The organism is Bacillus cereus group sp. Bc061, assembly GCF_027715825.1.
Lineage (GTDB): Bacteria > Bacillota > Bacilli > Bacillales > Bacillaceae_G > Bacillus_A > Bacillus_A paranthracis.
The window spans coordinates 184,174-207,534 of sequence record NZ_JAQFTZ010000002.1 but is presented as its reverse complement, the minus strand read 5'-3'; the positions used below and the strand labels follow the sequence as shown (position 1 = coordinate 207,534).

Below are 23,361 nucleotides of genomic sequence, written 5' to 3'. Positions count from 1 at the left end.
GAATGAGTGAAGTAGTACAAGTAACAGTTGCAGAAGAACAAAAAAATGAGCGAATTGATAAATTCGTTGCAGGAATAAATAATGAATGGTCACGTACACAAGTACAACAATGGATTAAAGATGACGTTGTTACAGTTAATGGAAAAGCTGTAAAAGGGAATTATAAAGTTAGAGAAAATGATGAAATTACAGTGACGATTCCTGAGCCAGAAGAGTTAGATATTCAGCCAGAAGATATGAATTTAGAAATTTATTATGAAGATGCAGATGTACTTGTTGTTAATAAGCCGCGTGGTATGGTTGTGCATCCAGCACCAGGTCATACAAGTGGTACACTTGTGAACGGTCTTATGCACCATTGTACAGACTTATCAGGCATTAATGGGGTGATGCGTCCAGGTATCGTACATCGTATTGATAAAGATACGTCTGGTCTATTAATGGTTGCTAAAAATGATATGGCACACGAATCACTTGTAAATCAACTTGTAGCAAAAACAGTAACGAGACGTTACAAAGCGATTGTACACGGTGTTATTCCGCACGATAAGGGAACGATTGATGCTCCGATTGCTCGTGATAAGAAAGAACGCCAAAGTATGACGGTTGATGAAAATGGTAAGCATGCTGTTACGCATTTCCAAGTGTTAGAGCGATTCAAAGATTTCACACTTGTAGAATGTCGCTTAGAAACAGGGCGTACACATCAAATTCGTGTTCATATGAAATATATTGGCTATCCACTTGCAGGAGATCCAAAGTATGGACCAAAGAAAACATTAGATATGAACGGACAAGCACTTCATGCAGGTATTTTAGGCTTTGATCATCCTCGTACTGGTGAATATATTCAGTTTGAGGCACCGATTCCAGAAGTGTTTGAAGAAGCATTAAATATTTTGCGAAAATAGTATTGACAAATCATAAGAAAACTGAGATACTGACAACAGTTAAATAATGATCCTTTAACACAGCCCCGTGAGGTTGAGAAGGTAACGGTTTGAAATACATAGGGTATGCTATACCCTTTTTCAAAAGTCCTCTCGCACACGCTGAGAGGACTTTTTTTATACCATTACTCTCACGCAAGAAAAAAGCTTGGAGGTGTAGAGCATGCAAGAGAAAGCTGTCGTTTTAGATGACCAAATGATTCGCCGCGCTTTAACACGAATTAGTCATGAAATCGTGGAACGAAATAAAGGTGTCGATAATTGTGTTCTTGTCGGAATTAAAACTCGTGGAATTTTTATTGCACAACGTTTGGCAGAACGAATTGGTCAAATTGAAGGAAAAGAAATAGAGGTTGGAGAGCTAGACATTACGTTATACCGTGATGATTTAACGCTACAATCGAAAAATAAAGAACCACTTGTAAAAGGTTCTGATATCCCTGTAGATATTACGAAGAAAAAAGTTATCCTTGTGGATGATGTATTATATACAGGCAGAACTGTTCGAGCAGCAATGGATGCTCTTATGGATTTAGGTAGACCATCACAAATCCAACTAGCGGTTCTTGTTGATAGAGGTCATCGTGAACTACCAATTCGCGCTGATTATGTAGGAAAGAACATTCCAACATCAAGTGAAGAGCGTATCGAAGTTGATTTGCAAGAGACAGATCAACAAGATCGAGTAAGCATATACGATAAGTAAAGCCCTTTTAAATGTAGTCCTGTGAGGCTGCCAAAGGGTCTTGGCTTTCATATGTCAAATTTGGCATACGAAAGTGTAGGACTCTTTGTGCACAGGCACAAAGAGTTTTTTTATTGCAAAGATTTAAACTGAAGGAGGATGTAACAATGGAACAAAAGCCAGTGTTAGACGTTAATGAAGTACCGAAACCGGGAAAATGGTTATTTTTAAGTATACAACATTTGTTCGCGATGTTTGGATCAACAGTGCTTGTTCCGTTTTTAACAGGATTGAATCCGTCAGTAGCATTAATATCAAGTGGATTAGGAACGTTAGCGTTTCTTCTTATAACGAAAGGTCAAGTACCTGCCTATCTTGGGTCATCATTCGCCTTTATCGCACCGATTATAACAGCGAAAACGGCAGGGGGACCTGGAGCAGCAATGCTTGGTGGTTTGCTAGCAGGACTTGTATACATCTTAATCTCACTCGGAATTAAGAAATCAGGATCAGAGTGGATTATGAAATTACTACCACCAATCGTAGTTGGTCCAGTAGTAATGGTAATCGGGCTAGCTTTAGCACATACAGCAGTTAACATGGCGATGAATGGTGCGGATGGCAAATATAGCTTTACACACTTTTCAGTAGCATTAGTAACATTAGCAATTACAATTATATGCTCAATATTCGGAAGAGGATTTTTCAGTATCATACCAGTGTTACTTGGCATTATCGGCGGATATATCTTCGCTTACTTCCAAGGGTTAGTAGACTTAAAGCCGGTAGCTGAGGCAAAATGGTTTGTTGTACCAGATTTCACAGTACCATTTGTAACATACACACCAGAGTTTTCATGGAAGATTGTACTCTTGATGGTACCAGTTGCACTAGTAACAATTTCAGAACATATCGGACATCAAATTGTATTAGGAAATGTTATTAAAAGAGATTTAATTAAAAAACCAGGTTTACACCGTTCAATCTTCGGTGATGGAGTAGCCACATTAATCGCATCACTAATCGGTGGACCACCGAATACAACGTATGGTGAAAACATCGGTGTGCTAGCAATTACAAGAGCGTACAGTGTATACTTATTCATCGGTTCAGCGGTATTCGCAATCATGTTCGGATTTATCGGTAAGATTTCTGCACTGATTCATTCGATCCCCACACCAGTTATGGGTGGTGTATCAATCTTACTATTCGGTGTAATCGCATCAAGCGGATTACGCATGATGGTAGACGATAAAACAGATTTAAGTGACAAACGAAACTTAATGATTGCATCAGTAATACTAGTAATCGGTATTGGTGGAGCGGTACTTCACGTAGGAGAATCATTCCAAGTAGAAGGAATGGCACTAGCAGCAATTGTAGGTGTACTGTTAAATCTACTACTACCGGAAACGAAACAAATAAAACAATCTAAGCAGATTGCTTCATAATAATAACCTTTTAATTCAGTCCTGTGAGACCGGAAAGGGTGGCTTCTTTCTTGCACCCTAGTCTCACATGACTAGGGTATTTTTATGCAAAGGTTGTTATAAAAATACAAAAGTGGTAACATAAAAATCAGAAAGATGAGGGATGACGATGAGCCATTTGTTAACGATGAGTGAATTATCGGAAGTAGAAATTTCAGAAATCCTAAAAGACGCAGAAGATTTTGCGAATGGAAAAGAGAGCAAAACGACAGAGCAAACTTTTGTTGCAAACTTGTTCTTTGAGAATAGTACGAGAACGAGATTTAGCTTTGAAGTTGCTGAGAAGAGATTAGGACTTGATGTTTTAAACTTTTCAGCGGATGCATCTAGCGTACAAAAAGGAGAAACTTTATACGATACGATAAGAACACTAGAATCAATCGGAACAAAAGCAGTGGTCATCCGCCATGAGCAAGATCGCTACTTCGATGAACTAAAAGATCAGGTGAATATCCCGATCTTAAACGCTGGAGATGGATGTGGAAACCACCCAACGCAGTGCCTACTCGACCTTCTTACAATTAAACAAGAGTTTGGAAGATTTGAAGGTTTGAAGATTGCGATAGTAGGAGATGTTCGTCATAGCCGAGTAGCACGTTCTAATGCAGAAGCATTAACGAAGCTAGGTGCAACAATTTACTTTGCAAGTCCAGAAGAGTGGAAAGATGAAGACAACACATTTGGAACATACAAACCATTAGATGAACTTGTTCCGGAAGTGGATGTAATGATGCTACTTCGTGTACAACATGAGCGTCATGATCATTATGAAACAGACATTATGAAAGAGTATCATGAGAAACACGGATTAACAGTAGAAAGAGAAAAGCGTATGAAAGAAGGAAGCATTATTATGCATCCAGCTCCTGTAAACCGAGATGTTGAAATTGCAAGTGAACTTGTTGAGTGTGAGCGTTCACGCATATTTAAACAAATGGAAAATGGAGTTTACGTAAGAATGGCTGTACTAAAACGCGCCTTACCAAATGTATTAGGAGGAATGAAACATGAATTATTTGTTTAAAAATGGTCGTTATATGAATGAAGAAGGAAAAATCGTAGCAACGGATCTTCTCGTACAAGACGGTAAAATCGCTAAGGTAGCAGAAAATATTACGGCAGATAATGCTGAAGTAATCGATGTGAACGGAAAGTTAATCGCACCTGGATTAGTAGATGTACACGTACACCTTCGTGAACCAGGTGGTGAACATAAAGAAACAATTGAAACAGGTACGCTAGCAGCGGCAAAAGGTGGATTCACAACAATTTGCGCAATGCCAAATACACGCCCAGTACCAGATTGCAGAGAACATATGGAAGACTTACAAAATCGTATTAAAGAAAAAGCACATGTTAACGTACTACCATATGGAGCAATTACAGTACGTCAAGCGGGTTCTGAAATGACAGATTTCGAAACATTAAAAGAGCTTGGAGCATTTGCTTTCACTGATGACGGTGTAGGCGTACAAGATGCTAGCATGATGTTAGCTGCTATGAAGCGTGCAGCAAAACTGAATATGGCAGTAGTTGCGCACTGTGAAGAGAATACTCTTATTAATAAAGGTTGTGTACATGAAGGGAAGTTTTCTGAGAAACACGGATTAAACGGTATCCCATCAGTATGTGAATCTGTACATATTGCAAGGGATATACTGCTTGCTGAAGCGGCAGATTGTCACTATCACGTATGTCACGTAAGTACGAAAGGATCTGTACGTGTAATCCGTGATGCAAAGCGCGCTGGAATTAAAGTAACAGCAGAAGTAACACCCCATCACTTAGTGTTATGTGAAGATGATATCCCATCAGCTGACCCTAACTTTAAAATGAACCCACCGCTTCGTGGAAAAGAGGATCATGCAGCATTAATTGAAGGTTTATTAGATGGAACAATCGATATGATTGCAACTGATCATGCACCGCATACAGCGGAAGAGAAAGCGCAAGGAATTGAAAGAGCACCGTTCGGAATTACTGGTTTTGAAACAGCATTCCCACTTCTATACACAAACCTTGTGAAAAAAGGAATTATTACACTAGAACAGTTAATTCAATTCTTAACAGAAAAGCCAGCTGATACATTCGGCTTAGAAGCAGGTCGCCTGAAAGAAGGTAGAACAGCTGATATTACAATCATTGATTTAGAACAAGAAGAAGAGATTGATCCAACAACATTCTTATCAAAAGGAAAAAATACACCATTCGCAGGTTGGAAATGCCAAGGATGGCCGGTAATGACAATCGTTGGTGGTAAGATCGCATGGCAAAAGGAGAGTGCATTAGTATGAAAAGACAACTTATCTTAGAAGATGGAACAGTATTAATTGGAACAGGTTTCGGAGGAGAAATCGAAAAGTCAGGTGAGGTTGTATTTACAACAGGAATGACTGGATATCAAGAAACATTATCTGATCCATCATATTGCGGTCAAATTGTAACATTCACGTACCCATTAATCGGAAACTACGGCATCAACCGTGACGATTTTGAATCGATTCACCCATCTGTAAATGGTTTAATCGTAAACGAAATTTGTGATCACCCATCAAACTTCCGTAATGAAATTTCGTTAAATGACTACTTAAAAGAAAGAAACATTCCAGGATTAGCAGGAATTGATACGAGAAAATTAACGAGAAAAATTCGTCAATACGGTACATTACGCGGACGCCTTTGTAACATGGATGCAGATGTAGAATACATCGTAAGTCAATTAAAAGCGACAGTATTTACAGACCATGTAAAACGCGTATCAACGAAAGATCCATACCCAAGCCCAGGCCGCGGACATCGTGTTGTATTAGTAGACTTCGGTATGAAACATGGTATTTTAAGAGAATTAAATAAACGTGATTGTGATGTAATTGTAGTTCCTTACAACACGACAGCTGAAGAAATTTTACGCCTTAGCCCAGATGGAATTATGTTAAGTAACGGACCTGGGGATCCAAAAGATGTACCAGAAGCAATTGAAATGTTAAAAGACATTATCGGTAAAGTTCCTTTATTCGGAATTTGCCTAGGACACCAACTATTTGCTTTAGCATCTGGTGCGAATACAAGTAAGTTAAAATTCGGTCACCGTGGTTTAAACCATCCAGTAAAAAATCTTGCAACTGGAAAAGTAGCAATTACATCTCAAAACCATGGTTACGCAGTAGAAGAAGAATCAGTTGAAAATACAGAACTTGAAATTACACATGTTGCTTTAAATGATGGAACAGTAGAAGGTCTTCGTCATAAGAAGTTCCCAGCATTTACAGTTCAATACCATCCAGAAGCTTCAGCAGGACCAGAAGATGCAAATGATTTATTCGAAGATTTCTTAACAATGATTGAAAACTTCAAGAAAGAAGGGGAAGAGTTATGCCAAAACGCCTAGACATTAACACAATTTTAGTAATCGGATCAGGACCAATTGTAATTGGGCAAGCAGCGGAGTTTGACTACTCTGGAACACAAGCTTGTCAATCTCTTAAAGAGGAAGGTTACAAAGTAATCCTTGTTAACTCTAACCCAGCGACAATTATGACAGATACTGCAACTGCAGATAAAGTATACATTGAGCCTTTAACATTAGAATTCGTAAGCCGAATCATTCGTAAAGAACGTCCAGATGCAATCTTACCAACATTAGGCGGTCAAACAGGTTTAAACATGGCTGTTGAACTTGCAAAATCAGGCGTACTTGAAGAGTGCGGAGTTGAAATTTTAGGAACAAAATTATCAGCAATCGAGCAAGCGGAAGATCGTGATTTATTCCGTACATTAATGCAAGATTTAAATGAACCAACACCACCAAGTGAAATTATTCATAACCTTGATGAAGCATATGGCTTTGTAAACGAAATTGGTTATCCAGTAATCGTTCGTCCAGCATTCACATTAGGCGGAACGGGCGGCGGAATTTGTCATAACGAAGAAGAGTTAATTGAAATCGTAACAAGTGGTTTAAAACATAGCCCAGTAACACAATGTTTATTAGAGAAAAGTATTGCTGGCTGTAAAGAAATTGAATATGAAGTAATGCGTGATTCAAATGATAACGCGATTGTAGTATGTAACATGGAAAACATCGATCCAGTTGGTGTTCATACAGGTGATTCTATCGTTGTAGCACCGAGCCAAACGCTAAGCGACCGTGAATACCAAATGTTACGTAACACGTCATTACGAATTATTCGTGCACTAGGAATTGAAGGTGGATGTAACGTTCAGCTTGCACTAGATCCATATAGCTTCCAATACTATGTAATCGAAGTAAATCCACGTGTAAGTCGTTCATCTGCACTAGCGTCTAAAGCAACTGGATATCCAATTGCGAAATTAGCAGCGAAAATTGCAGTCGGCTTAACGTTAGATGAAATCGTAAACCCGGTAACACAAAAAACTTACGCTTGCTTCGAGCCAGCATTAGACTATGTTGTTTCAAAAATTCCACGCTGGCCATTTGATAAGTTTGAATCAGCGAACAGAACACTTGGAACGCAAATGAAAGCAACTGGTGAGGTTATGTCAATCGGACGTAACTTAGAAGAATCATTATTAAAAGCGGTTCGTTCTTTAGAACTTGGTATTTATCACTTAGAATTAGACCACTTAAAAGAACTTGATAAAGAAACAATGAAAAAACGCATTATTAAAGCAGATGATGAGCGACTGTTTATCGTAGCAGAAGCAATTCGTCAAGGTGTAACGAAAGAAGAGATTAACGAATGGTGTGAAATGGACTTCTTCTTCTTACAAAAAGTTGAAAATATCGTAAATATGGAACGCGAAGTAAAAGCGAATGTAGGAAATATGGAAGTACTACAAACTGCAAAAGAAATGGGCTTCAGCGATCACTACATTGCAGCAGCTTGGAACAAAACGGAGCGCGAAATTTACGATATGCGTAAAGAAAATAATATGACGCCGGTATTCAAAATGGTAGATACTTGTGCGGCAGAGTTTGAATCTGCAACACCGTATTACTACAGCACATACGCTGATGAGAACGAATCAATTGTAACAGATCGTAAGAGTGTAGTAGTTCTAGGATCTGGTCCAATCCGCATTGGTCAAGGTGTTGAGTTTGACTATGCAACAGTTCACTCAGTATGGGCAATTAAAGAAGCTGGATATGAAGCAATTATCATTAACAATAACCCAGAAACTGTTTCAACAGACTTCAGTATTTCTGACAAATTATACTTTGAACCATTAACGATTGAAGATGTAATGCACATCATCGATTTAGAAAAACCAGAAGGTGTTATCGTTCAGTTCGGTGGACAAACAGCAATTAACTTAGCGGCAAAATTAGAAGAACATGGTGTGAAGATTTTAGGAACATCACTTGAAGACTTAGACCGTGCAGAAGATCGTGATAAATTCGAAGCTGCTTTAACAAAACTTGGTATCCCACAACCAGTTGGTAAAACAGCAACGACTGTAGAGCAAGCGGTAGCAATCGCAGAAGAAATTGGTTACCCAGTATTAGTAAGACCATCTTACGTACTAGGTGGACGTGCGATGGAAATCGTATATCGTCAAGAAGAACTACTGCACTACATGAAAAATGCAGTTAAAGTTCACGCAGATCACCCAGTATTAATCGACCGTTACATGGTTGGTAAAGAAATTGAAGTAGATGCAATTTCAGACGGTGAGAATGTATTCATTCCAGGTATTATGGAACATATTGAACGCGCTGGAGTTCACTCTGGTGACTCAATTGGAGTATATCCACCACAAAGCTTATCTGAAAAATTAAAAGAACAAATTATTGAACATACAATTGCACTTGGAAAAGGATTAAACATTGTTGGATTACTAAATATCCAGTTTGTCGTATTCGAAGATCAAGTGTACGTAATTGAAGTAAATCCACGTGCGAGCCGTACAGTACCATTCTTAAGTAAAATTACAGGTGTACCAATGGCAAACGTTGCAACGAAAGTTATTCTAGGGCAAGACCTAGTAGAGCAAGGATACGGAACGGGCTATCACCCAGAAGAGAAAGAAGTGTATGTAAAAGCTCCGGTATTCTCATTCGCGAAATTACGCTCAGTGGATACAACATTAGGACCTGAAATGAAATCAACAGGGGAAGTAATGGGTAAAGATTTAACGCTTGAAAAAGCATTATACAAAGGTTTAGTTGCTTCTGGAATTAACATCCCAACGCACGGATCAGTAATCATTACTGTAGCGGATAAAGATAAAGAAGAGGCGATGGAAATTGCAAAACGTTTCCATGAAATCGGCTATAACTTATTAGCAACAGCTGGAACAGCAAAATCGTTAACAGAGCAAAATATCCCAGTACAAGTTGTAAACAAAATTGATTCTGAAGACTACAACTTACTAGATATTATCCGCCAAGGAAAAGCACAGTTTGTAATCAATACATTAACAAAAGGCAAACAACCAGCGCGTGATGGTTTCCGCATTCGCCGTGAATCAGTAGAAAATGGTGTAGCTTGCTTAACATCACTTGATACAACGAGAGCAATCTTACGAGTATTAGAATCTATGACATTCTCAGCTCATTCAATGAAAGAAATTACGCAAACAAAGCGTCACGAGGTGGTACATGCATGATGCAAAAGCAAAATATGATCGTCGTTAATCAAAAAGAAATCGCAAAGAACATTTACGAATTAGTGCTTCAAGGAACTTTAGTACAGCAAATGAACGAACCAGGGCAGTTTGTACACATTAAGGTAGCAGAGGGCATTGCGCCCCTTCTGCGCCGCCCAATTAGTATTTGTAATGTAGATCAAGAGAAGAACGAATTTACAATGCTATATCGTGCGGAAGGACAAGGAACAAAAACATTAGCCACTAAAAAACAAGGTGAAATGGTAGACGTACTAGGACCATTAGGGCACGGTTTTCCTGTAGAAGAAGCAGAAGCTGGTCAAACAGCTTTACTAGTAGGTGGGGGGATTGGTGTACCACCACTTTATGAATTATCACAGCGCCTCGTTGCAAAAGGTGTACGCGTAATTCACATCTTAGGTTTTCAAACGAAAGATGTTGTTTTCTATGAAGAAAAATTTGCAGAACTTGGTGATACGTACGTTGCGACAGTAGACGGTACACACGGTACAAAAGGATTTGTCACAGATGTAATTGATCATTACGGAATTGACTTTGATATTCTTTATTCATGTGGTCCGTTAGCGATGCTTCGTGCATTAGAAGGACGTTACAAAGAGAAAAAAGCCTATATTTCATTAGAAGAACGTATGGGCTGTGGTATTGGAGCTTGTTTCGCATGTGTATGCCACTTACAAGAAGATCCAAGTGGACATTCTTACAAGAAGGTGTGTAGCGACGGACCAGTATTTCCAATCGGGGAGGTTGTACTATGAACAGATTGCAAGTTGAATTACCAGGATTATCATTAAAAAATCCAATTATACCGGCATCTGGATGCTTTGGATTTGGTCGTGAATATGCACAGTTTTACGATTTAAGTGTACTAGGATCAATCATGATCAAAGCGACGACAGAACAACCACGCTATGGAAATCCGACGCCTCGTGTTGCTGAAACACCGGGTGGCATGTTAAATGCAATCGGACTTCAAAACCCAGGATTAGAAAAAGTAATGAATTCTGAATTACCATGGTTAGAACAATTTGACCTTCCAATCATTGCAAACGTTGCAGGTTCACAAGCTGAGGATTACGTAGCGGTTGCAAAGGAAATTTCTAAAGCGCCTAATGTCCATGCACTGGAATTAAATATTTCTTGTCCAAACGTAAAAACAGGTGGTATCGCCTTTGGTACAAATCCTGAAATTGCTGCTGATTTAACGAAGCGAGTAAAAGAGGTTTCTGAAGTACCTGTATATGTGAAGTTGTCACCGAACGTGGCAAACATTGTGGAAATTGCAAAAGCGATTGAAAATGCAGGTGCAGATGGTTTAACGATGATTAATACATTGCTTGGTATGCGTCTAGATTTAAAAACAGCTAAACCAATTTTAGCAAACCGTACAGGCGGATTATCAGGTCCTGCGATTAAGCCAGTAGCAATTCGTATGGTACATGAAGTAAGCCAAGCGGTTAACATTCCAATTATCGGAATGGGTGGTATTGAAACAGCGGAAGATGTAATTGAATTCTTCTACGCTGGCGCAAGCGCAGTTGCAGTTGGTACAGCGAATTTTATCGATCCGTTCGTATGTCCGACAATTATTGAAGAGTTACCAGCATTACTAGATGAATTAGGATTTGATCACATTTCGGAATGTCAAGGAAGGAGCTGGAAGCAAACATGTCACAGTCGTTAATCGTTGCACTAGATTTTCCGGGGAAACAAGATGTAGAACAATTCTTGCGCCACTTTGAAGGGGAAGAGTTATTTGTCAAAGTTGGTATGGAGTTATTTTACAAAGAAGGCCCTGCGATTATTACGTACTTAAAAGAAAAAGGGCATAAGATCTTTCTAGATTTAAAACTTCATGATATTCCAAATACGGTAAAAAGCGCTATGCGTAGCCTAGCTAGTCTAGATGTTGATATGGTAAATGTTCATGCTGCTGGGGGAAGCAGCATGATGAAAGCTGCGATTGAGGGATTAGAGGAAGGTAAGCAAGAAGGAAAAGAGAGACCGATTTGTATTGCAGTTACACAACTAACAAGCACTTCGGAAGCTATGATGAAAAAAGAGATCGGCATTGAGAAAACGTTAGAAGAAGCGGTTGCTCATTATGCAAAATTAACGAAAGAAAGTGGACTGGATGGCGTTGTTTGTTCAACGCTTGAAGTTCCAAAATTACGTGAAGTATGCGGAAATGAATTTGTAACAGTAACACCGGGGATTCGTCTTGCAAGCGATGATGTAAATGACCAGGTGCGCGTAGCAACACCGAAACGTGCGAGGGAACTTGGCTCAAGCTATATCGTAGTTGGACGTAGTATTACAAAAGCAGAAAATCCGCTTGAAGCGTATAAAACAGTAAAACAACAGTGGGAAGGTGTAACAGTATGAAAAAAGAAATCGCATCGCATTTATTAGAAATTGGAGCAGTATTTTTACAACCGAATGATCCATTCACATGGTCTTCAGGTATGAAATCACCAATTTATTGTGATAACCGTTTAACTTTATCTTATCCGAAAGTACGTCAAGCGATTGCAGCTGGATTAGAAGAGTTAATTAAAGAGCACTTCCCAACTGTAGAAGTTATTGCAGGAACAGCAACTGCTGGTATTGCGCACGCTGCATGGGTAAGTGATCGTATGGATTTACCAATGTGCTACGTACGTAGTAAAGCAAAAGGTCACGGTAAAGGGAATCAAATCGAAGGAAAAGCTGAAAAAGGTCAAAAAGTTGTAGTAGTAGAAGACTTAATTTCAACTGGCGGCAGTGCAATTACATGTGTAGAAGCACTTCGCGAAGCTGGCTGTGAAGTATTAGGAATCGTATCAATCTTCACATACGAGCTAGAAGCAGGAAAAGAAAAGTTAGAAGCAGCGAACGTAGCATCATATTCTTTAAGTGATTACAGTGCATTAACTGAAGTTGCAGCAGAAAAAGGTATGATCGGACAAGCTGAAACGAAAAAATTACAAGAGTGGCGTAAAAATCCAGCTAACGAAGCTTGGATCACAGCGTAACACGAAAAAAGACGACTGCGGGGGAACGCAGTCGTTTTTTTATATTATTGTTAAAACTTCATGTGAAGTTCCATCAATATCAAAGAAAATCATATTCCTGTCTCCTTGCTAACAACTATTTAGCGTTTTCAGCAACCTCATATCCTTTCACAAATAATAGCGTCATATAAGAAACAATAAATGAGAAGATGCTGTACATGCCAACCCAAAAGAAAAATTTTGGAGTAAAGGCGATAACACCTATTATTAAAAAACTAGCAAACGTTACAATCGGCATTACGTAATACGTTTTCGTTTTGCGTGTTCCAATAACAGATACGATAAAGATAAATAACGGACAAATTAATAAGACGAAAATCAATTCATTCATAGGTATGTCCCCTTTTCTAATTGCAGTAGTCTGTTTCTTATAAACGTTTTGAAATAATTACTCTCCTAATATAATTTCGCTAAGTAATAACGAATCCCTCTTGAAAACTGATCATTCATGATGAATTTTACAAGCAAAAAACGTAAGCAAGAGAACACTTGCTTACGCTATAGAATAAACATCGCAACGATCGTGGTGACAATTAAGCCAATCATAACTGGTAAAAAGTTTCGACGTGCAAGTTCAAATGGATCGACTTTACAAATCGCAGCGGCAGGAATAAGTGCCCAAGGAATTAACGTCCCGCCCCCGGTCCATATAGCTGAAATTTGCCCGAGTGCTGTTAATGTAGCTGTTCCATGGCCAAGTGCTGTTCCGAAAAGATTGGCAATGGAACCAGCAAGTGATATACCTGAAAAACCTGATCCATCTAAGCCGGTAATGACACCAACGATAGTTAATGTCCCTGCCGATACATATTGATTTAAAGGAACAGTTTGAGATAAAGCGATGCCTAAGTCGTTAATGATTCCGTGTGAACCTTTCGGTAAATAGTCCCCGATAATTTTCACAAAGCCACTATCTCCTAAATAAAAGAGTGCAGCGATAGGAATAACTGGTCCGAAAATTTTAAAGCCAAATTGGAGCCCTTCTATAAAGTAATCGGTCGTTTTATTCAGTCCATTACCTTTGTAGGCGATGAGAGAAATGATGATAATCATAATAACAGTTGTTCCGCCGATAAGTGCAGTTGCGTCGCTTCCTTGTAGTTTAAATTGAATCATGCAAAGGATATCGATGGCATATACGATCGGAATACAAATAGCGAGCCATTTTTTTGTCCGAGTAGATAATGAAGTGAGCGTTTTAGAAGACGCAGTTGATGAAATAGACTCTTGTATAGATAAGCCTGTATGAAATTCTTTTCGTAAGAAGAAAAAAGCGACGGAAGTTGTCACAATGCCCATAACGATAACGAGTGGAACACTTGCAGAAACAACGCTAGAAACAGGAAGACCAGCAGCGTCTGCGGTTAATTTTGGTGCGCCTTGTATAACGAAGTCGCCGGATAAAGCAATCCCATGACCGAATAAGTTCATAGCAATTGCCACTCCAATTGGCGGAAGGCCGACACGTACAGCAACCGGTAATAAAATAGCTCCCATTAAGGCAACAGCTGGAGAAGGCCAAAAGAAGAAAGAAATTGTCATCATCAAAAGACCGATAATCCAGTAGGCGAGGGTAGGGGTACGAATCATCTTTGTAAATGGTGAAATCATTGTATCATTTATGCCAGTATGAACGAGTAAATTGCTCATGGATACGATAATGGAAATGATTAATATAGTTGGTAATAGCTCAGTAATAGCGTAAATAAAACTTTGAAAAATGCCGCTAACGGCAAGAGGGATAGAACTTGTAGCAGTTAATGCTAATAAAAAGATGAAAACGATACAAATAATCGTCGTATCCTTTCGGAAAATAAAAAAGGTAATAATGGTGAGTAAACAAATAACATAGAGAGCGTGTAATAGCGTTAATTCAACTACCATAACATTCACATCCTTTAGGCATTCGTGTAGTTTATTGTATGAAAGTAGGGTAAGTATGTGAGTATAGGAAAAAGAAAAAGTGAAATTTCATGTACTGTAATGGTAAGAATGATAAATGGATGTTAAAATACAATTAATCCTAAAAATGGAATTAAAGGAGGGCTTATGCGCAAAATAATTGGGTTTTGGGGCTTTATTCTCTCTTGTAGTCTATTAATCATTTTAAATTTGTTTACAAGCAATGAATGGATCAGTATTATACCTGTTTTTGGGTTTGTACTTATACTTTTATATAACTGGGATGATATGAAACAATATAGCAAGAAAAGTATTGGAATTATGATAGGTATCATCGTTGTTTGTTCATTATTCGTAGGAGTTATTTTAATAGAGGGTCAGAAACAAATGGAGAAAATGTCTATTTTTCAAGAATGGATGTCGTCTGCAAAAAGTCTTTATATTGTAATTGTAGTAGTTATTTTTCTAAGAATTGTTATAAGCATAGCAAGTTACATATTAAAGGAGAAGTAGAATGGGGGAGTACGAATGAGAGAGAAAATAGGTTATTATGGTGTGCTCGTTTGTTTACTATTATCAGTTATTTCAGGGCAATTTTTAAAAAGTGAATGGGTACCAGTTATATTATGTATAGGAGTATTGATTTTTGCTCCTATGTATCGCTGGGATGAGTGGAAAGCATATAGCCGAAAAAAGAAAATTGTATTCAGTATTGAGTTTGTCATGATAATTAGTACGATTCCGTTTTTGTTACTGAAGGGAAATGAGATAATAGATGGAATTGTAATGTTTCAAGGGTGGTTATTTATTGCGAAATTGCTATATTTAATTTGCATTTTAATGTTGGTAGCGGTAGTCACTAAAACAGTAAATGAAAAGCTATTCGTTAATGAATAGAAGAAAGTGCCACCTTATCTGGTGGCACTTCCTTACTTTATTGAATGAGCTTTTTGCATCTTCTTAATTAAACGAATTTGTCCGCGATGATTGATTTCATCTTCAAATACGTGAAACCACTTAAAATAGTTATTTGCTTGTTTGTCATACCAAAAGTCTGTCGTTTTAAACAGCCATTCATCAGGTAACGATTGGAATGTTTCAATTGTTTTGGAACGTACTTCTTGTAATGTATCAATATAAAATTCTATAGATTTTCCTTTTATTTCCTCACGTCCAAGAGCTTCTAACTCGAGGCCAGGTAACCATCTTTCTAGTTCGGCCTCCGTTGGTTCGCGGTCTTCAAAAGTATGAATCTGGTAGTAAAATTCAACAGCAGCCATGTGATATAATAGCATGCCGATTGAATTTGCTTCCTCATCATATAAATAATCAAGTTCTTCCATTGTTAAATCTTCCACTGCTTGCATTGTTGTATAGCGAGCGTAATTCATCATGGAAACTAATTTGGAAAATTCAGGATGTAAACCGTCTATTTTATCGATTACAAAGTTCAATTACAATTCCCCCTTTTTAAATGAATACTCCAGAGAGGGAATTCTATGTGTAGAGAAAAAATCAAGTTGAAAATTTCAAAATATTAACAAGGGATTATAATTAGTTCTCTATTTGATTTTGTAATAACTTCATATCCGTCTTTTGTAATGACAATATCATCTTCAATTCTACAACCGCCCCAGTTCGGTATGTAAATACCTGGTTCAACTGTAACGACCATACCCTCTTCTAAAGTAGCCTTACTTTCTTGGGATAGGCGGAGAGGTTCGTGAATTTCTAATCCAAGACCATGACCAGTAGAATGTCCAAAATATTGACCGTATCCATGTTCAGTAATGTAGTTTCTCGTTATATCATCGATACGTTTTGCAGTTTCTCCAGGTTTAATCGCTTCAGTCCCGCGTTTTAATGCTTCAAGTACAATATTGTATATCTTTTTGAATTCTTCTGATGGTTCCCCGATTACTACAGTACGTGTTATATCGGAACAATATCCGTCGTAAAGTGCACCGAAATCTAATGTAACGATGTCGCCTCGTTCAATTATTTTATTTGATGCAACTCCATGTGGAAGGGAAGAACGAACACCAGAAGCTACAATAATTTGAAATGATGAAGATGCAGCACCTTTTTTTCGCATGAAAAACTCTAATTCATCTCGTACAGTATTTTCACTTATTCCTGGTTTTAGAAACGTAAGAATGTGGTGAAATGCTTCGTCCGCAATATTAGCTGCAATTTTCATTATTTCTATTTCAGGCGTGTCTTTAATGATACGAATATTTTCGATAATTTCGCACACTTGAATCATTTCCGCCTGTACGTACTTTTGCAAGTTTTTATATTGTTGCAATGTCATGTTGTTTTCTTCAATTCCGAGTTTTTGAATGTTTAATTTTGATACTTGATTTGCAACTTCTTCCTCTAAATTTCCTTTATGCATAATAATTTCAGCATCTTTTATTTGTGATTTTGCTTGATCTACATAGCGGAAATCTGTTATAAAAACAGCTCGATCGGTAGAGATTAAGACGACGCCAGCACTACCTGTAAAGCCTGTTGCATATTGGCGGTTTTCTTTTTTTGTAATAAGTAACCCGTCAATTCCGTACTTATGTAGTTGTTTTTGGATATTAGTTATTCTTATATTCATTTTAATGCCTCCTTTTTATATTTAATAAAGCAAAACTTGTGCCAATATACTTATTGACAATAAAAGAGAAGCGGTAGTTTTGTGTCAAAAAAACTAGACAAATATAAAATGAGGATGTCAAAAATTTATACAGTAATGTAAACTTGCATATTATAATCTTTCAATTCTAATATTATATTTTTTGTATAAATAAATGGTGATAATTGGTATAATAAGAGGTCGTTATGTTTTCTTGTAGATAAAGGTGCGTAACGAATAAATAGGAATAAGGAATGTGAGTATATGAAGAAATTAAGTAAAGTCATGTCATTTTGCTTCGCTGCTAGTATGCTAGTTGTAACAGGGTGTGAAAAAAGTGAAATCAAAGTTCAAGCAAATGAAACGATTGAACAGCTTGATGAAGCCCCAGAAGTGACAGAAAAAGAAGCGAAAAAGATTGTAAGAAAGAGTGTAGATGCAATAGCAAATGCATTTAGTGAGATGGAAAAAGAAAATGGATGGAGTCGAAATAATCCAGGAGATTTGGCGACAGCGAAAAAAGGAGTTAAGGGATTGGTTACAGAAAAATTTGTAGAGAACCAGCTTCCTAATTCGCTTGAAACATTTAATAGATCTAGAGAGACAGATATGTTGCCATTCCCTATTAATATTGAACCAGAAATGAGATTAACGTATACACAGAAAGATAAAAATTTAACGATTGAAACGATTATACCTTCAAATGATATGGGAAATGAAGCAGAGATATGGGAATTTATTTTCGTTTATAAAGATGGAAAATGGTTAATGGATAAATGGTCATCGCATACACCGAGAGATTTAAAACTTACGAAGGAAGAAGCTAGTGAGTTTCTGAAAATTCGAGGCTTTAAGAATGTCGATTTTGTTAAAGAGGAGAACAGTGGTGACAAAAAATATATTTTTAAAGAAAATGCTAGATTAATTGCTGTAGATGCAAAAACATCGGTTATTACATATGATTTAGATGAGCAAAAGCAGGAAAAAGAAACGAAAGAAAATAATAGTCAAGAACACGAAAACATTAAGGAAAATAGCATGAGTACGCATGCTATTTCTAAAGAAGAGAAGCAGACTAAAAAAGAAACTTCGTCAGCAGTAGGTAAAACTAAAGTTTTAAATGAGTTAGCGGCTCTAGAAAACCAAGAAAAACATACAAATGTCATGTCAACAAATGACATAGTAAATGAAATAGAAGGAAATTATGAACTGTGGGATAATAAACTAAATGAAATTTACAGTACATTAAAAAATACGATGTCCCCTGATGCATTTCAGTCATTAAAAACGAAACAAATTGCGTGGGTTAAAGAAAAGGAAAGTAAGGTTAAAGCAATTGGTACTGATACAAATAACGGGACGATGAGACGTATAGATGCTTCAGAAGAGAAATACAAGATGACAAAAGAAAGATGTTATGAATTAGTGAATGGGTATATGAACTAGTTGGAACGAATAAAAAAATGCGCTGCTTATAAGCAACGCATTTTTTTATTTAAGCTTTTAATTTCATTACAGTATCAGCATCGGGTGTTACATAAACAGTTTGCTGATTGTCGTACGTAACAAAACCAAGTTTTGCACCACTCGGTTTTTTCACATGGCGTATTTTGGTGAAATCAACAGGTACAGAACTAGACTCTTTTGCTTTACTGTAATAAGCAGCAATTTTGGCAGCTTCTAGTAAAGTTTCTTCAGCAGGTTCTAAAGAACGAATGACAACGTGAGAACCAGGTATATCTTTCGTATGTAACCAAATTTCATCACGACGGGCAAATTTCGTTGTTAAATAATCATTTTGTTTATTGTTTTTACCGACGAAAATCTCTGTGCCATCACTTGCTACATATTTATCTAATACTGGTTTAGTAGGCTTTTTCTTTCCGTTTTTCGTTTTACGATTGCGCATATAACCTTCTTCAGCTAATTCCTCACGAATTTCTTCAATATCTTTTGAAGAAGCAGCTTCCATTTGTTGAAGTAAGCTATCAAAATAAAGAATTTCTTCCTTTGTTTTTTCGATTTGTTCTTCTACAACAACAACGGAATTTTTCGCTTTTTGGTACTTTTGGAAATAGCGTTGTGCATTTTCAGATGGCGTTTTTAAAGGATCTAATGCGATCTTTACAGTTCCGCCATTTTCATCATAATAGTTAACGACTTCAATATCTTTATCGCCTTTTTTCAAAGCGTACATATTGGCTGTAAGTAGTTCTCCAAATAGTTGATATTTATCTGCTTTTCCAGCATCTTGTAATGTTTTTTCTAGTTTAATGAGTTTTTTCTCATTTTTATTTTTTTCGTTTTGCATAAAGCGCTCTAAATCATGAGCTTGTTGTTTTACACGGTCACGCTCTGCTTTTCCAAAAAAGAAACGGTCTAGCAATTCACTAACAGATGAGAATGTCTTGTCTTCTCCAGCTAAGTGTGCAAGAGGGAAAAGATAAAAGAATTCTTTCCCATTTGAAGTAGTCATTGTTGGTGAATATGTATGAGTTAATAATGGTTTTTGTATGGAGAAAAATGCGTCAGCTAATGCTTTTTCATTTACCATACCTGCTTTTTTCACTACTTCTTTTGCGAATAACGGTGATATTCCGGTAAAGGTTCCGACTAGCTGTTTATCCATGTTTCCAGATAGAAAGTCCAGCGGTCTAATAAATTCATCATTTGTTTCGATCTGAAGTGGGTTAATTTTATGTTGTGCTGGTGGTGCAATATATTCAGCTCCAGCGTATACAGTTCGATGTCGGTTTACTGCTAAGGAAACGTGTTTTAAGCTATCTAAAATATTGTTTGTTTTTGTGTCTACTAAAATGATGTTACTATGTCGTCCCATAATTTCAATTACTAATGTTTTTAGCGATTCATCACCAATTTCATTTCTGCTACGAACGGTAATTTGAATAATACGCTCTAAATCAATTTGTTCAATTTTTTCAATGAATCCACCTTCTAAATGCTTACGAAGAAGCATACAGAACATTGGCGGAAGTGCAGGTGAATCATAATTTTGATTTGTTAAGTGTAAACGTGCATATGTCGGATGAGCGGAAAGAATCAGTTTTTGATTTTTTCCGTTTGCTCGAATATGTAATAAAATCTCGTATTTTGAAGGTTGATATATTTTTGAAATTCTTCCCGTGTAAAGAGAATTTGCAATTTCATGTGTAATCGCTCTTGTAAATAATCCATCGAATGCCATAAATGAACACTCCTTTCTAACTAAAAGTTAATTATAGCATTTTTTTGGACGAGGCTGAATAAGCTTTCAATAGAGTATGTCTGGAATCAGGAGGTCGATAGCAGGATGAACTGGTATGGAATGCGTGCACATGAAGTGGAAGAAAGAACGAATACGAATGTGAAGGTTGGACTTACAGAGAAAGAAGCAGAAGGGCGAATTAAAAAATTTGGTACAAATGAACTAGATGAAGCAAAGAGGCCTTCTGCACTAATGGTATTTTTGGCGCAATTTAAAGATTTTATGGTGCTTGTTTTGTTTGGTGCAACAATCGTTTCGGCTTTTTTAGGGGAATACATTGATTCTATTGCGATTGTGGCAATTGTTATTATCAATGGTATTCTCGGATTTTTTCAAGAAAGAAAGGCTGAAAAGTCATTGGAAGCTTTAAAAGAGCTAGCCGCCCCGCAAGTAACTGTACTGCGAAATGGAAAGTGGGTAAAGGCACCGTCTAAAGCACTCGTTTTAGGTGATGTTATTAAATTTTCTAGTGGCGATCGTATTGGAGCTGATGTACGTCTTGTTGAGGCGTCGAGTTTATATATTGAAGAATCAGCTTTAACAGGAGAGTCAGTTCCAGTGCAGAAGAAAGTAGAAGCGTTGCAAGGGCAAGATGTTTCAATTGGTGATCAAAAAAATATGGCTTTTATGGGTACGATGATTACACGAGGGTCTGGAACAGGAGTCGTTGTAGCAACGGGTATGAATACAGCGATGGGCCAAATTGCAAATATGTTGCAAAATGCAGAGCAAATGGAAACACCATTGCAAAGAAGATTAGAGCAACTTGGAAAAATATTAATTATTGTGGCTCTTATTTTGACAGCGCTTGTCGTGTTAGCTGGTGTGTATCAAGGGAATGAAGTATATCATATGTTTTTAGCTGGCGTGTCGCTAGCTGTTGCTGCTATTCCAGAAGGGTTACCAGCAATCGTTACAGTAGCTTTATCGCTTGGTGTACAGCGTATGATAAAAAAGAGAGCAATTGTAAGGAAGTTACCAGCAGTAGAAACGTTAGGCTGTGCTTCTGTCATATGCTCTGATAAAACAGGAACGATGACGCAAAACAAAATGATGGTAACACATATGTGGTCAGGTGGAGAATTGTGGAAAGTGACAGGCCAAGGGTATGAACCTAATGGCTCTTTTATGAAAGGTGAAAAAGAAATTAATCCAGCTAAGACGAAATCACTTTATCAACTACTTACATTTGGTTCGCTATGTAATAACGCAAATATTATTCAAAAGAAAAAGGCGTATGTATTAGATGGAGATCCAACTGAGGGGGCGCTTGTAGCTGCAGCAATGAAAGCGGGGATAACGCGTGAGGCGCTGAAAGGGAAATTTGAAATTATTCGTGAATTTCCGTTTGATTCAACTCGAAAAATGATGAGTGTTATTGTACGAGATCGAGAGGGGAAAAAGTTTGTCGTTACGAAGGGAGCACCAGATGTCCTTCTGCAAATGAGTCAAACGATTTTATGGGGAGATAAGCAGCAACCATTAAGTGAGTTGTATAGAAAAGAAGTACAGGCGGCTATTCATAGTTTAGGTAGTCAAGCGCTGCGAACAATTGCAGTTGCATTTAAGCCATTAAAAGTAACTGATTCTACCGAACATGAAAGAGACGTTGAAAAGGATTTTATGTTAGTTGGGATACAAGGTATGATTGATCCGCCAAGACCAGAAGTAGAGCAGGCAGTAAAAGAGTGCAGAGAAGCTGGTATTCGAACAGTGATGATTACAGGGGATCATAAAGTGACTGCAATGGCGATTGCAGAACAATTAAGCATTTTACCACCAGGTGGACGCGTTGTTGAAGGGATAGAACTCGCAACTATGGATGTAGAAGAATTAGAAAATGTTGTAGAAGATACGTATGTATTTGCTCGTGTATCACCAGAACATAAATTAAAAATTGTTAAGGCGTTGCAAAATAAAGGACATATAGTGGCGATGACAGGTGATGGAGTAAACGATGCTCCAGCTATAAAAACTGCGGATATTGGGATAGCGATGGGAATTACAGGGACAGATGTTGCAAAAGAAGCTTCATCTCTCGTATTGCTGGACGATAATTTCGCTACGATAAAATCAGCAATTAAAGAAGGTAGAAATATATACGAGAACATACGTAAGTTTATTCGTTATTTATTAGCATCGAACGTTGGAGAAATTTTGGTCATGTTATTTGCCATGTTACTTGCACTACCGCTGCCGATGGTTCCAATTCAAATTTTATGGGTGAATTTAGTTACTGACGGTTTACCGGCGATGGCGTTAGGTTTGGATAAGGCCGAGGGAGACGTGATGAAAAGAACACCGCGTCATCCGAAAGAAGGGGTATTTGCTAGAGGGCTTGCCTGGAAAATTATAAGTCGTGGCTTTCTAATTGGGGCAGTGACGCTAGTAGCATTTATTATTGCGTATAATCAACATCCAAATGAACTGAAATATGCACAAACTGTAGCGTTTGCAACATTGGTACTTGCTCAGCTGATTCATGTATTTGATTGCCGAAGTGAGCATTCTGTTTTCCACCGCAACCCGTTTGGAAATGTGTATTTAGTAGGAGCGGTTATCATTTCATTACTACTCATGCTAGTCGTTATATATTATCCACCGTTACAACCGATTTTTAGCACGATGCCAATACAAGCGAGAGATTGGTTGTTAATTGGAGGTTTATCGTCAATTCCGACCTTCTTATTAGTAGGCTCTTTATTAACAGGGAAAAAGGGGAAGAAGGAAAAGCCAATATTATATAAGAAGGGATTAAACTTGAAATAGTCAATGATATGA

20 protein-coding genes are annotated in these 23,361 nt (G+C 37.6%); 15 read left to right on the top strand and 5 right to left on the bottom strand.

The features are described from left to right. Positions 1 to 2 precede the first annotated feature (2 nt). From PDQ40_RS10280 to pyrE, 11 genes are all read left to right on the top strand, one after another. Positions 3 to 911, top strand: coding sequence for an RluA family pseudouridine synthase (locus PDQ40_RS10280; RefSeq protein ID WP_000005839.1), 909 nt, complete (start codon positions 3 to 5; stop codon positions 909 to 911). Between the two features lie 202 nt (positions 912 to 1,113). Beyond that, on the top strand, positions 1,114 to 1,656 hold the full coding sequence (gene pyrR / locus PDQ40_RS10275; protein WP_001156487.1) for a bifunctional pyrimidine operon transcriptional regulator/uracil phosphoribosyltransferase: 543 nt from the start codon (positions 1,114 to 1,116) through the stop codon (positions 1,654 to 1,656). 146 nt (positions 1,657 to 1,802) lie between these two features. Further along, the gene (gene uraA / locus PDQ40_RS10270) at positions 1,803 to 3,086 is read left to right on the top strand and encodes a uracil permease (RefSeq protein WP_000435929.1); all 1,284 of its coding nucleotides are present in this window, start codon (positions 1,803 to 1,805) and stop codon (positions 3,084 to 3,086) included. A 148-nt stretch (positions 3,087 to 3,234) separates the two neighbouring features. Beyond that, complete coding sequence (gene pyrB, locus PDQ40_RS10265) at positions 3,235 to 4,149, top strand: aspartate carbamoyltransferase (protein WP_000018849.1); 915 nt, start codon at positions 3,235 to 3,237, stop codon at positions 4,147 to 4,149. After that, entirely contained in the window at positions 4,133 to 5,419 is a 1,287-nt protein-coding gene (gene pyrC / locus PDQ40_RS10260; protein WP_001108374.1) for a dihydroorotase, read from the top strand. The genes pyrB and pyrC overlap by 17 nt, the downstream gene beginning before the upstream one ends. Further along, positions 5,416 to 6,513 (top strand): carbamoyl phosphate synthase small subunit, encoded by a 1,098-nt coding sequence (locus tag PDQ40_RS10255; protein WP_000828682.1) that lies wholly within the window; start codon positions 5,416 to 5,418, stop codon positions 6,511 to 6,513. Before pyrC ends, PDQ40_RS10255 begins: the two co-directional genes overlap by 4 nt. Next, a complete protein-coding gene (gene carB, locus PDQ40_RS10250) occupies positions 6,498 to 9,716 on the top strand; it encodes a carbamoyl-phosphate synthase large subunit (protein ID WP_001126106.1) in 3,219 nt (1,072 codons plus the stop codon). The genes PDQ40_RS10255 and carB overlap by 16 nt, the downstream gene beginning before the upstream one ends. Continuing rightward, the gene (gene pyrK / locus PDQ40_RS10245; RefSeq protein ID WP_000983352.1) at positions 9,713 to 10,492 is read left to right on the top strand and encodes a dihydroorotate oxidase B electron transfer subunit; all 780 of its coding nucleotides are present in this window, start codon (positions 9,713 to 9,715) and stop codon (positions 10,490 to 10,492) included. Before carB ends, pyrK begins: the two co-directional genes overlap by 4 nt. Next, positions 10,489 to 11,418 carry a dihydroorotate oxidase B catalytic subunit gene (gene pyrD, locus PDQ40_RS10240; RefSeq protein WP_001081057.1) on the top strand — a complete coding sequence of 310 codons (930 nt, stop codon included), beginning with the start codon at positions 10,489 to 10,491 and terminating at the stop codon, positions 11,416 to 11,418. The genes pyrK and pyrD overlap by 4 nt, the downstream gene beginning before the upstream one ends. Beyond that, on the top strand, positions 11,403 to 12,119 hold the full coding sequence (gene pyrF / locus PDQ40_RS10235) for an orotidine-5'-phosphate decarboxylase (protein ID WP_000083496.1): 717 nt from the start codon (positions 11,403 to 11,405) through the stop codon (positions 12,117 to 12,119). Before pyrD ends, pyrF begins: the two co-directional genes overlap by 16 nt. Continuing rightward, on the top strand, positions 12,116 to 12,748 hold the full coding sequence (pyrE, locus tag PDQ40_RS10230; RefSeq protein WP_000711449.1) for an orotate phosphoribosyltransferase: 633 nt from the start codon (positions 12,116 to 12,118) through the stop codon (positions 12,746 to 12,748). Before pyrF ends, pyrE begins: the two co-directional genes overlap by 4 nt. 115 nt (positions 12,749 to 12,863) lie before the next feature. Here pyrE and PDQ40_RS10225 read toward each other — a convergent pair whose 3' ends face one another. After that, positions 12,864 to 13,118, bottom strand: a complete 255-nt coding sequence (locus tag PDQ40_RS10225; RefSeq protein ID WP_001003915.1) for a YbeF family protein — start codon at positions 13,116 to 13,118, stop codon at positions 12,864 to 12,866. Between the two features lie 167 nt (positions 13,119 to 13,285). Next, positions 13,286 to 14,671, bottom strand: coding sequence for a hypothetical protein (locus PDQ40_RS10220; protein WP_000259857.1), 1,386 nt, complete (start codon positions 14,669 to 14,671; stop codon positions 13,286 to 13,288). A gap of 165 nt (positions 14,672 to 14,836) precedes the next feature. Here PDQ40_RS10220 and PDQ40_RS10215 point away from each other — a divergent pair, with 165 nt between their 5' ends. Continuing rightward, entirely contained in the window at positions 14,837 to 15,202 is a 366-nt protein-coding gene (locus PDQ40_RS10215) for a YoqO family protein (protein ID WP_001226107.1), read from the top strand. 15 nt (positions 15,203 to 15,217) lie between these two features. Next, positions 15,218 to 15,586: a YoqO family protein gene (locus PDQ40_RS10210; protein ID WP_001208264.1), complete on the top strand. Its 369-nt coding sequence runs from the start codon at positions 15,218 to 15,220 to the stop codon at positions 15,584 to 15,586. 32 nt (positions 15,587 to 15,618) lie between these two features. Here the strand turns inward: PDQ40_RS10210 and PDQ40_RS10205 are convergent, their stop codons facing one another. Then, positions 15,619 to 16,143: a DinB family protein gene (locus PDQ40_RS10205; RefSeq protein ID WP_001012017.1), complete on the bottom strand. Its 525-nt coding sequence runs from the start codon at positions 16,141 to 16,143 to the stop codon at positions 15,619 to 15,621. 83 nt (positions 16,144 to 16,226) lie between these two features. Further along, on the bottom strand, positions 16,227 to 17,297 hold the full coding sequence (locus tag PDQ40_RS10200; RefSeq protein WP_001026204.1) for a M24 family metallopeptidase: 1,071 nt from the start codon (positions 17,295 to 17,297) through the stop codon (positions 16,227 to 16,229). 282 nt (positions 17,298 to 17,579) lie between these two features. On the opposite strand from PDQ40_RS10200, the gene PDQ40_RS10195 reads away from it, so the two are divergent. Then, entirely contained in the window at positions 17,580 to 18,761 is a 1,182-nt protein-coding gene (locus tag PDQ40_RS10195) for a lysozyme inhibitor LprI family protein (RefSeq protein ID WP_000736514.1), read from the top strand. A gap of 49 nt (positions 18,762 to 18,810) precedes the next feature. Here PDQ40_RS10195 and PDQ40_RS10190 read toward each other — a convergent pair whose 3' ends face one another. After that, entirely contained in the window at positions 18,811 to 20,520 is a 1,710-nt protein-coding gene (locus tag PDQ40_RS10190) for an Rqc2 family fibronectin-binding protein (protein ID WP_000863254.1), read from the bottom strand. Between the two features lie 105 nt (positions 20,521 to 20,625). Here PDQ40_RS10190 and PDQ40_RS10185 point away from each other — a divergent pair, with 105 nt between their 5' ends. Continuing rightward, on the top strand, positions 20,626 to 23,349 hold the full coding sequence (locus tag PDQ40_RS10185) for a calcium-translocating P-type ATPase, SERCA-type (protein WP_001104747.1): 2,724 nt from the start codon (positions 20,626 to 20,628) through the stop codon (positions 23,347 to 23,349). Positions 23,350 to 23,361: the final 12 nt, after the last annotated feature.